The following is a 9016-nucleotide window of genomic DNA, read 5'->3' as shown; positions in this document are numbered from 1 at the left end:
ACAGCCATGACCAACCTCGAAGACGCCCTCGGCGAGATCGACGTCCTCGCCGCCGCGGAGACGACCGACGCCGCGACGACGAAGTCTGCGCTCGACGACAAAATCAACGAGCACTTCGCCGGCGCCGTCGTCCGCAAGGACCTCGTCAAGGCGGTCCGCGGCAACGCCGTCGTGCCGTCTTACGTCCTTGAGTATCTGCTGGGCCAGTACGCCGCATCCGACGACGAGGCGACGATCCAGGCTGGGATCGACAGCGTGCGGCAGATTCTCGCAACCCACTACGTCAACCGCAATGAGCACATGCTCGTGAAGTCGGAGATCCGCCGCAAGGGCCGCCACCGCGTGATCGACAAGGTCACCGTCACCCTCAACGAGAAGAACGACGTCCACGAGGCAGAGTTCGAGAACCTCCAGGTCAAGGGCGTCATCATCGACGACGTCACGGTCAAGCAGAACCCCAAGCTCCTCGTCGGCGGTGTCTGGTGCATCTGCGACATCGAGTACTTCCACTCCGACGACCAGCGCGTCGTGCCCTGGATCCTGGGCAGCCTCAAGCCAATCCAGGTCGCCGGCGTCGACATCGACCACTACTACGAGGCACGCAAGGCATTCACGACCGACGAGTGGATCGACCTGCTCATGCAGTCGATCGGCCTCAACCCTGAGCAGTTCGAACAGCGGGGCAAGCTCATCGCCCTGACTCGGCTCATCCCGTTTGTCGAGCGCAACTACAACATTGTCGAGCTCGGCCCTAAGGGCACCGGAAAATCGCACACGTTCAGCGAGTTCTCCCCGAACGGCATCCTCATCTCCGGCGGAGAGGTGACGGTCGCCAAGCTGTTCGTCAACAACGCGAGCGGGCGCATCGGCCTGGTCGGCTACTGGGACTGCGTCGCATTCGACGAGTTCGCCGCCAACCGGCGCACCGACCAGAACCTTGTCAACGTCATGAAGAACTACCTCGCGAACAAGTCGTTCTCGCGCGGCACGAGCATCTACGGGGCCGAGGCCTCGATGGCGTTCATCGGCAACACGACGCACACCGTGCCCTACATGCTCAAGAACTCCGACCTGTTCGACGAGCTGCCCGACGCCTACCGCGACCCCGCCTGGCTCGACCGCATCCACCACTACCTCCCCGGCTGGGAGGTTGCGCCGATCCGCTCGGAGATGTTCTCAGCGGGGTATGGCTTCGTCGTCGATTATCTCGCCGAGGTGCTGCGCGCGAAGCGCTCTGAAGACTTCTCGGACAAGTACAAGGACTACTTCACACTCGACAACTCGATCTCGACGCGCGACCAGGACGGCATCCGCAAGACATTCTCCGGCCTCATGAAACTCGTTCACCCGACAGGCGAGGCCACTGCAGATGAGGTGCGTACGCTGCTGGAGTTCGCAATCGAGGGGCGGAAGCGAGTCAAGGACTCGATCCTGCGAATCGACGCCACGATGCGCGACACCGCCGTTCATTTCCGGTACGCCGACAAGACGGGCGTCTGGCAGGACGTCGCGACTCGCGAAGAGAGCCAGTACCCGCAGTTGTACCGGCGGAACTGGGACGCGGTGCCAGACGGCGAGCCAGGTGACGGCGTGCCTACGGTCATCGCTTCAGCGCCCGCCCCCGAGTCATCAACCGCGTCCTTGGCGGCTGCTCCGGACGTGCCTGCGGAGCCCGCACCGGCGTCGCTGGCCGAGGGGCATCGGGACTTCGTCGCCGGCCAGAGGGGAGTCTCCTACGAGACCCTCCTCATGCCTTACCTGCGCGGCGCGTCCAAGATCACTGTCACGGACCCTTACATCCGCATGCCACACCAAGGACGCAACTTCGCGGACCTGCTCAGCCTCCTCGCCGCGGCCAAGGACGACGCAGACGAGATCGATGTCGTGCTTGTCACCACCGAGGAGTCAAAGACCGAGTTCAAGCACGGGCAGCTTCTGATGCTGAAGTCGATCAAGGACGCGTCCGACGCAGTCGGCGTACGGCTTGCCGTGCGGCTTGACGACACGATCCACGACCGCCGCATCGAGACCAACCACGGCTGGCGCATCGACCTCGGCAAGGGACTCGACATCTGGCAGAAGCCGAGCGATAACCCTTTCGACTTCGGCCGCAACCGCCAGGAGTTCCGCCTCATCGGATCGGCGTTCACCGTCCACTACGTGAAGGTCCCAATCGTGCCCGACACGGAGGTAGCGCAGTGACACTAGCGGGTATCGACGGTGTAGCGCAGCAGCGTGCGTCCGACGCTCAGCCTGACCGCCTAGCGCCTGAGCGGCCTCGAAAGATTGTCTAGTCGGCGCACCTAGCGTTGCTGGCCGGCGTCTTCGCGGTTGCCTGGATGGCGTCACAGGTGCGCCAGATCAATTGACGCGCTCGTGCTCATGGCTCCGCGTTGCATATGGACGCACGCGCGAGGTCGCTCGACCCTGGGGTTCTCGCTGAGTGCGCGATGGCGGCATGTCCTGGCTGCGCCTATCGACCCCGCCGGAGGAAGTAGATTGAGCTCAACCACGCTAACTCGCACATCGAACGGAGCAACAGGATGCAACTTGACAACGAGGATGCAATCAAGAAGCACCTAGGTCTCTCGTCGCTTGACGGCCTCTCGGGCGAACAGAAGCTCGAGCTCCTCGCTAACTTTCCTTCGATCCCTGAGGCGGTTCAGTTGCGTTTGCTGGAGCAGATCCCCGGCTTGAAGGACGTGGCCATCCGATCCGTCGACGCGACCGAGACCGTATTCGACCGAACCATGGAGTCGAATAGCAGCAGCCAGCAGGGCCTCCACGAAGCGCTAGCCGACGTCCGCCGCATCTTAGCTGGGAGGCTCGACAAAGGAGCGATAAGTGAGGCGAATGAGCGCCACCTCATCGACGCGATCATCGACACGACGCGGATTGAAGATGCGAAGGACAGTGAGAACAAGGAGTTCATCGCCGAACAGGCGAACTCTACGCGATGGGCGCAGGTTATCCAGGCCAGTCTGCCGGTCGTCGGAATGGTCGTGGCCACGGGCGCGAGGCTTCTTATTAGCCGTGGCGGCATCCGCTTCAACTGAGCTCGACCCGATCCGTCGGCGCCGCGCCTTGGCGAGACGGCCAACGGGTGCGGTCGTGCTTGCCGGGCACCGCTCCGAGGCGCTGGACCGCAACGCTGCTTGAGTCGGCAACCCTGCCGAGGCTGCCCGGAAGCGGAACTCGCCTGGGCCGTCGGCAGCGACATCCGGCATGCCTGGGTCAATGAGGGGAGTCCGACGCTGATGTCAGTGCGCGCGACGGCGGAGCCGAGGCAGTGGTGCGCGGCGCCGCCCTTGGGGGGACCAGCAGGCCGTTCAGGGCGACTTCATCGATCGCCTCGCGCGTCGCCCCGGTGACGGCGCGTTGTCCCGCATGACCTCCCCGAGCGCGCGCGGTCCGAGCTAGGGTGGCTCCGCCTTCAACACCGTCTACGGGGCCCGGGAGATTGCAGGTCGCCTCCATGCCGGCAATCGCGAGGACCAGCGCGACCGACAGCTTTTCGGCGACTCAACGCATCCCCCGCCTGAGGCGCGGTGAGGAGGGCAAAACGGCGCTCCTCACGGGCATCGTCGACGACGAACTCCGGTCGCTCGCCGCAGCGATCGACGCGCATACCTGTAGTATCCGATCGCCACCGGGCCGATCTACCCGACCGACCCCACTCCGCGGCGGCGCCCGCGAGGAGCATCGCCGTCGACGGCTTCGCCGTGACCCCGCTGGAGCTCGGCACGCATCCGGGCACGCACGCGCATGGGCCGTCGCACTCGATCGAGGGCGGCGCGGCGATCAACGAGATCGACCCCCCTCGGCTCATGGGGCCGGCGCGGATCTTGCGGGTCTCAGCGGGCGATGGCGAGATGATCGGTGTCGCCGCGCTCGAGGACCAGCTGCGGGCCTGGGCCGGCGAGCGCATCGCCCTCGTGCGCACCGGCTGGGATGTGCACTGGGGCACACCGCTGATGCTGCCGCACCCGGCCAGGTCGGTTGAGCTTGCGGATGCGCTGCTCGCCCTCGGTGTCGGTGTTCTGGGCGTGGATACCCGCAGCCCCGACCCCTCGGACAGGGCCGCGGGTAAGGCTATGGTAGCCGCCGACGCTACCGTGCACGAGCGCTCGCTGGGCGTCGGCGGGCTCATCATCGTGAACCTGCGCGGTCTCGGACGACGTGCCGGGGGAGACGTGCGAGTTCACGGCGCTGCCGCTGCGGCTCGATGGGCTCGACGCGTCGCTGGTTCGGGCAGTCGCTCGTCTGCGCGAGCGCAAGTCGACGGTTCGCTCATGAGGACGGTCGACCCGCCCGCGAAGTCACCGACCTGCTAGATAGGCGAGCAAAGCGTAGGAAGCAAGCCGCGGACACCGCTTCTTGCGCTCTGCCCCTGGCGACCCTCACGTCGAGAGGAAGTCGTCCGGCAGCCGACGACCCACGGCGGAGTAGTAGTGCCGAAGATGCTTCTCGCCGTCCGAGGTCACCCATCGGCCGTTCTCATCGTCCTTCACCCAACCCGACCACCGGTTCCATCCCCGCGCATCGGTGTAGCCAGCCAGTTGAGCGATTTCTGTACTCTCCGCCTTCGTCGCCCCGCGGCCCTCGCGGACGTTCAACGCCTTCAGCCTCGCCCAGAGGAGCAGTGCACACCAATCTCGCTGATGCCGGGTGCCCTCGAGGTTGAGTGGCACCGGCGGCTCGTCTTCCGTCGGGTCGAACACCTCGAGCGCGGCGAGGTCCTCGTGGCCGAGCTGCATCTCGATGACCTCCAGTTGCGCGCGGATGCTGGCGATGGCCGAACGGATTTCTTTCTCGAACATTGATACCTCCTGGCCTGTACAGTTGATGTTACAACTGTGTGATCAATGTTGCCAACAGGGGTTTCGTGGCCTCCATGCTTCCTGCTTGACCTTCGTGCCCGCCTCTGTCCGCGCCACGGGCGTCACGCTGCTCGCCGCCTATGGCATTTGCCATGCACTCATGGCCAGGCTCAAGGGCTGCGTCGATTGGTACCTGGCCGGTCGCGCCGCTGTTCCCTCCTGCGCCGGGCAAGCCAGCGCGGAGGAAACGGAGTAGCTGCGCGGGTTGCAAGGGCTCGTCCTCACGCCCGTGACCTTCCTCGGACAGTCATAGAAAGGACGCGGCCCCGAGCCGAGAGGCTGGGACCGCGCCTGGTCATGCAAAGGGTCGGGCTTTCAACCCTGCGACGCCTGCAGCTCCTCGAGCTGCAGCTCGAGGCGGTCGCGGTGCTCGCGGATGAGGTCGAGGCTGCTCTGGGCGATGCCCGCGCGCGTCTCGAGATCGGCGTAGTCGGCCTGGACGGCGGCGAGCTCGGCCCGGACCGAGGTCAGCTCCGACTGCGCGTTCGCGGCGGAGGACGAGGCGATGCCGGTGCCGAGCGCGCCCAGCAGAGCGACGACGACGAGCGCGACGATCCAAGGCCAGCGACGGCCAGTGCGGGCCGGCCTCGCGGTGCTCGACGTCGACGTCGGCTCCTCGGTCGGAGTGACGGCTTCGGTGGCATGAGTGGTGCTCATGGGGTGCTCCCTGGGGTGCGGGCGCGGCGCGGATGCGGGCGCGGTGCACCGCACGCGCATCGCACAGCGGCATGGATGTGAGGTGATGCGGCGGCTCGTGGATCGCGCGAGCGCCAACGCTCCAGTATCCCACCCCCCCCCGACCGCGTGGGACACGGGCGTCGCGCCGGTTGCCCCGTACTGCGGCGGCCTAGATGAACTGCAGCGGGTCGAATTCGTCGATCGGGATGACGCGCATACGCGGCAGTCGGCTGTTAAAGGCCGCGGCGTCCTACTTGAGGTCGAAGAACCTGACACCGTCGACGTCGCGCAGGCCGCCGGCCATGATCTCGCCGAAGACGAGGATGCCGACGTAGCGGCGAGCGCATCCGATGTCGACAACCTCGCTCGCCCAGCAGTGGCACCCGTCTATAGCCGACTCTGCCTGCCGTGAGCCCTGTGCGACGATGCTGAGGTGAGCAGGCTTCTTCGCGTTGAGAACGGTTCCTTCAGAATGCTGGAATTGGCACGGATGCGGGAGAAAAGACTCTCCGAGACGAGAGATCTCGAGCGCTGGATCGTTGAGCATCCGGCCCTGATCGACCCGACACTCATGGTCGTGACGACCCAGTTCGACAAGTGGCTCTCCGGGTCGGGCACGGCTGCGGAGCGTCTTGACATTCTCGCTCTCGCCAGCAGTGGTGAACTCGTCGTCATCGAGTTGAAGCTCGGGTCGGATCGGAATGTGCACCTCCAGGCCATCACCTACGCGGCACTCGCGTCAGGCTTCACCGAGGAATCGCTCGCGCGCGCACACGCGGAGTGGTTGTCCAACGCAACCGGGCAGGTGGTCTCGGAGGACACCGCCCTCGGCGTTCTGCAGGCACACGTGGACGAGTGGTCGGAGGAACTGCTCAGGTTGCCCCGAATCGTGCTGGTGGCCGAGCGTTTCACAGCACAAGTCTTGACGACCGTCGAGTGGCTGCGCGGTATCGCGGACGGTCTCCAGATCGAGTGCCATGAGTACTCAGTGTTCGATGAGGGCGGCGCGGTGACCGTAGCGTTCGATCGGATCTATCCGGTGGTCGGTATTGACGACCAGATCTTGAAGCCGGGACGCCGCGCCGCAAGCCAGCAGGTAGCGATCCGAGCCTCAAACCAGCGCCGAGCTCGGTCCGTTGCGATCATCCACGAACACAAGGCGATCCATGGAGGCGCGCGTATCGACCTCAAGTTGCAGGGTCAAGCGCGCGGTGGAGTCGTGCAACGGATCGAGGCATGGCTGGATGCCGATGCCGCTCGACGCGACGTCACCTGGGTCGACGACCCAGTCAACCCGCTTCGCTGGGGGGCAGCCCTCGAGTCCGACAAGCGTTGGACTCCGTCGTCGCTGCGCAACGAAATCTTCAGGCTGGCTGGTGCCGAACAGCATGCGTTCTCCGCGGCGGACGCGTGGTCATGCAGCGGGCGGACGCTGGCGGAGATCGCGCTAGCGTGCCTCAGTGAACCCCCAGTTGAGCAAGACGAGTAAGGGCTTGACACCCTTCCCGCTTCAGTCGTGTTGCCCGAGCTCCTAGATGAACTGCAGCGGGTCGAACTCGTCGATCGGGATGACGCGCACGCGCGGCAGTCGGCTGTTGAACGCTGCGACGTCGTACTCGAGGTCGAAGAACTCGACGCCGTCGACATCGCGCAACCCTCCGGCCATGAACTCGCCGAAGCCGAGGATGCCGACGCGGGCGTCCCGATCGGCCAGTCGCGCCATGTGCGGCGCGAAGTCGCGGTCGTGGCTGACGAGCATCACGTCAGCCTCGCGCTCGACCAGCGCATCCGCCGTGCGCTGAATGGCGATGTCGACGACCTTGCCCTCGCCCCGCAGCGGCACGGGCGTGTAGCCCATCGCGATGAGCGCCTGCACGAACGGCGTCGGCAGCTCGCCCGGCACGGCGAGGAAGAACAGGCCCCTCACCGGCTGCTGCCACGCCTGCTCGGCGAACGACAGCACCTTGTTCCAGCGCGGCCGCTCCTGCGGCTCCGGACGGCGGTTGAGTACCGAGATCCCGAGCGTCGCATCGATGTTCTCGCCGTCGACGAGGAGATAGGTGGTGCGCTCGGTCATGGGGCGACCCTATCGCCGCTGCAAAGCGCGCTCTGCGGCTTCGAAGCATCAAGACCCACGCGCGCCCGCGGATGACAACCATGCTGATAGCAGTCAGACTCTCGACATGGTTGAAGATGCGCTCGCGACCTGGAGAGCCATAAGCGAGATTGTCGTGACGGCGCTGGCCCTCGTCGCAGCGGCGGCAGCGTTGGTTCAACTGAGGCTGTCTCGTCAAATCCGGATGCGAGAGCTGGAAGACATATACGTCCAGCGCTACTGGGCGATCACCGACGAGCTGTCGCCCGAAGCGCGAACGGCCATCCTTCTTCAGCGTCGCCTGCCAGCAACCCGACGGTCTTCTAGAGATCGTCAACTAATGTGGCGGTACCTCGAGCTCTGTGAAGACCAAGCCGACTTGCGAGCGGACGGCGTTTTCACCCGCAAGACTTGGCGACTCTGGAGCCCCGCGATCGTTGCCGCCACGACGGCGCAGCCATACAGAGAAGTGCTCGACGCGGTTCGAGCGAGAGCTCGTCGAGAGGGCGACGTGCGCGAGCCACTGCGCCGCCTGCGTGATGCTCACGATGCCGCGGGCCTATACGATCCTGCACGGTGGTCGCGCCGCCAGCCATGGTCCATCTGAAGTTTCGGACGCCGGTGTCGCACGCTCGTCCGATGGAGACGCGCGGCTCAACCTCGACCAAGTCGTTTCCGTCAGACTTCCTCGAGCAGCACGGTGCCCGTCATGAGCTGCCACGCGGTCACCGCGTAGACGGCGATCCGCTCCCAGACGCCGTCCGGCAGGAGGTCGACGGTCGTCGTCCCGGCGTCGAACTGCAGCATGGCGAGTCCGAAGAGCCCGATCGCGCCGAGCGCGATGCTGGCGAGCGCATACGGCGACCTTGGACGTTCGCGGACGACGCCGATGCCGACCGCGATCGCGACGACGTTGCCGCTGATGATCGCCATCCCTGCGCCGAGCACGTGGAAGATCGCGGTGCCGTCGTTGTCGCTCGCCTGGCTGCCGTGCACGATGCCGACGAGCGAGATGCCGATCGCGTAGACGATGGCGAGCGCGACGAGCAGCCGGCCGAGCCCGGTCGCCCACGCGCGGAGCGCGAAGCACGCCGCCGCGAGGAAGAGCGCGCCCTGCACGACGAATCCGACGTTCATCACCGGGTGCAGCGGGGAGTCGATGGCTCGGCCCTGGTACTCACCGACCTCGGGGATGCCGAGGTCGCTGATGTAGTTGGTCGCGTAGGAGTAGCCGGTGAAGGCAGCGGCGGTCACGGCCTCCGTGGTGAGGTGCACGAGGGCGCTGAGCATCCAGAGCACCCCGGCAGCGATCGAGGAGCGGCGTCGGATGGTCACGCTGCCATCATCCCGGCTCGCGGCCGCG

Annotated in this window: 11 protein-coding genes; 7 read left to right on the top strand and 4 right to left on the bottom strand. The window is 65.8% G+C overall.

Features of this window, described 5'->3' with window-relative positions:
• Positions 1-6: 6 nt before the first annotated feature.
• The 3 genes from brxL to ABIB37_RS04060 all read left to right on the top strand — a co-directional run bounded on the left by brxL (position 7) and on the right by ABIB37_RS04060 (position 4334).
• A complete protein-coding gene (gene brxL, locus ABIB37_RS04070; protein WP_354257023.1) occupies positions 7-2202 on the top strand; it encodes a BREX system Lon protease-like protein BrxL in 2196 nt (731 codons plus the stop codon).
• A gap of 341 nt (positions 2203-2543) precedes the next feature.
• Entirely contained in the window at positions 2544-3056 is a 513-nt protein-coding gene (locus ABIB37_RS04065) for a hypothetical protein (protein ID WP_354257020.1), read from the top strand.
• A 666-nt stretch (positions 3057-3722) separates the two neighbouring features.
• Positions 3723-4334, top strand: a complete 612-nt coding sequence (locus tag ABIB37_RS04060) for a cyclase family protein (protein WP_502914028.1) — start codon at positions 3723-3725, stop codon at positions 4332-4334.
• Between the two features lie 66 nt (positions 4335-4400).
• Here the strand turns inward: ABIB37_RS04060 and ABIB37_RS04055 are convergent, their stop codons facing one another.
• Positions 4401-4820: a hypothetical protein gene (locus ABIB37_RS04055; RefSeq protein ID WP_354257014.1), complete on the bottom strand. Its 420-nt coding sequence runs from the start codon at positions 4818-4820 to the stop codon at positions 4401-4403.
• A gap of 85 nt (positions 4821-4905) precedes the next feature.
• Between ABIB37_RS04055 and ABIB37_RS04050 the strand changes: the two genes are divergently transcribed.
• Positions 4906-5076 (top strand): hypothetical protein, encoded by a 171-nt coding sequence (locus tag ABIB37_RS04050; protein WP_354257012.1) that lies wholly within the window; start codon positions 4906-4908, stop codon positions 5074-5076.
• 119 nt (positions 5077-5195) lie between these two features.
• On the opposite strand, the gene ABIB37_RS04045 is transcribed toward ABIB37_RS04050, so the two are convergent.
• Positions 5196-5537 (bottom strand): hypothetical protein, encoded by a 342-nt coding sequence (locus ABIB37_RS04045; protein ID WP_354257009.1) that lies wholly within the window; start codon positions 5535-5537, stop codon positions 5196-5198.
• A gap of 85 nt (positions 5538-5622) precedes the next feature.
• Between ABIB37_RS04045 and ABIB37_RS04040 the strand changes: the two genes are divergently transcribed.
• Both ABIB37_RS04040 and ABIB37_RS04035 read left to right on the top strand, forming a co-directional pair.
• Complete coding sequence (locus ABIB37_RS04040) at positions 5623-5970, top strand: hypothetical protein (RefSeq protein ID WP_354257006.1); 348 nt, start codon at positions 5623-5625, stop codon at positions 5968-5970.
• A 21-nt stretch (positions 5971-5991) separates the two neighbouring features.
• Entirely contained in the window at positions 5992-7047 is a 1056-nt protein-coding gene (locus ABIB37_RS04035) for a hypothetical protein (RefSeq protein WP_354257003.1), read from the top strand.
• Positions 7048-7089: 42 nt separating this feature from the next.
• On the opposite strand, the gene ABIB37_RS04030 is transcribed toward ABIB37_RS04035, so the two are convergent.
• The gene (locus tag ABIB37_RS04030; protein WP_354257000.1) at positions 7090-7635 is read right to left on the bottom strand and encodes an NYN domain-containing protein; all 546 of its coding nucleotides are present in this window, start codon (positions 7633-7635) and stop codon (positions 7090-7092) included.
• A 106-nt stretch (positions 7636-7741) separates the two neighbouring features.
• Between ABIB37_RS04030 and ABIB37_RS04025 the strand changes: the two genes are divergently transcribed.
• Positions 7742-8260 (top strand): hypothetical protein, encoded by a 519-nt coding sequence (locus tag ABIB37_RS04025; protein ID WP_354256997.1) that lies wholly within the window; start codon positions 7742-7744, stop codon positions 8258-8260.
• Positions 8261-8331: 71 nt separating this feature from the next.
• Here the strand turns inward: ABIB37_RS04025 and ABIB37_RS04020 are convergent, their stop codons facing one another.
• Positions 8332-8988: a DUF998 domain-containing protein gene (locus ABIB37_RS04020; protein ID WP_354256994.1), complete on the bottom strand. Its 657-nt coding sequence runs from the start codon at positions 8986-8988 to the stop codon at positions 8332-8334.
• Positions 8989-9016: the final 28 nt, after the last annotated feature.

The sequence above is a fragment of the Agrococcus sp. UYP10 genome (assembly GCF_040547205.1).
Lineage (GTDB): Bacteria > Actinomycetota > Actinomycetes > Actinomycetales > Microbacteriaceae > Agrococcus > Agrococcus jenensis.
The sequence above is the reverse complement of the archived record's forward strand: the minus strand, read 5'-3'. Positions and strand labels throughout refer to the sequence as shown.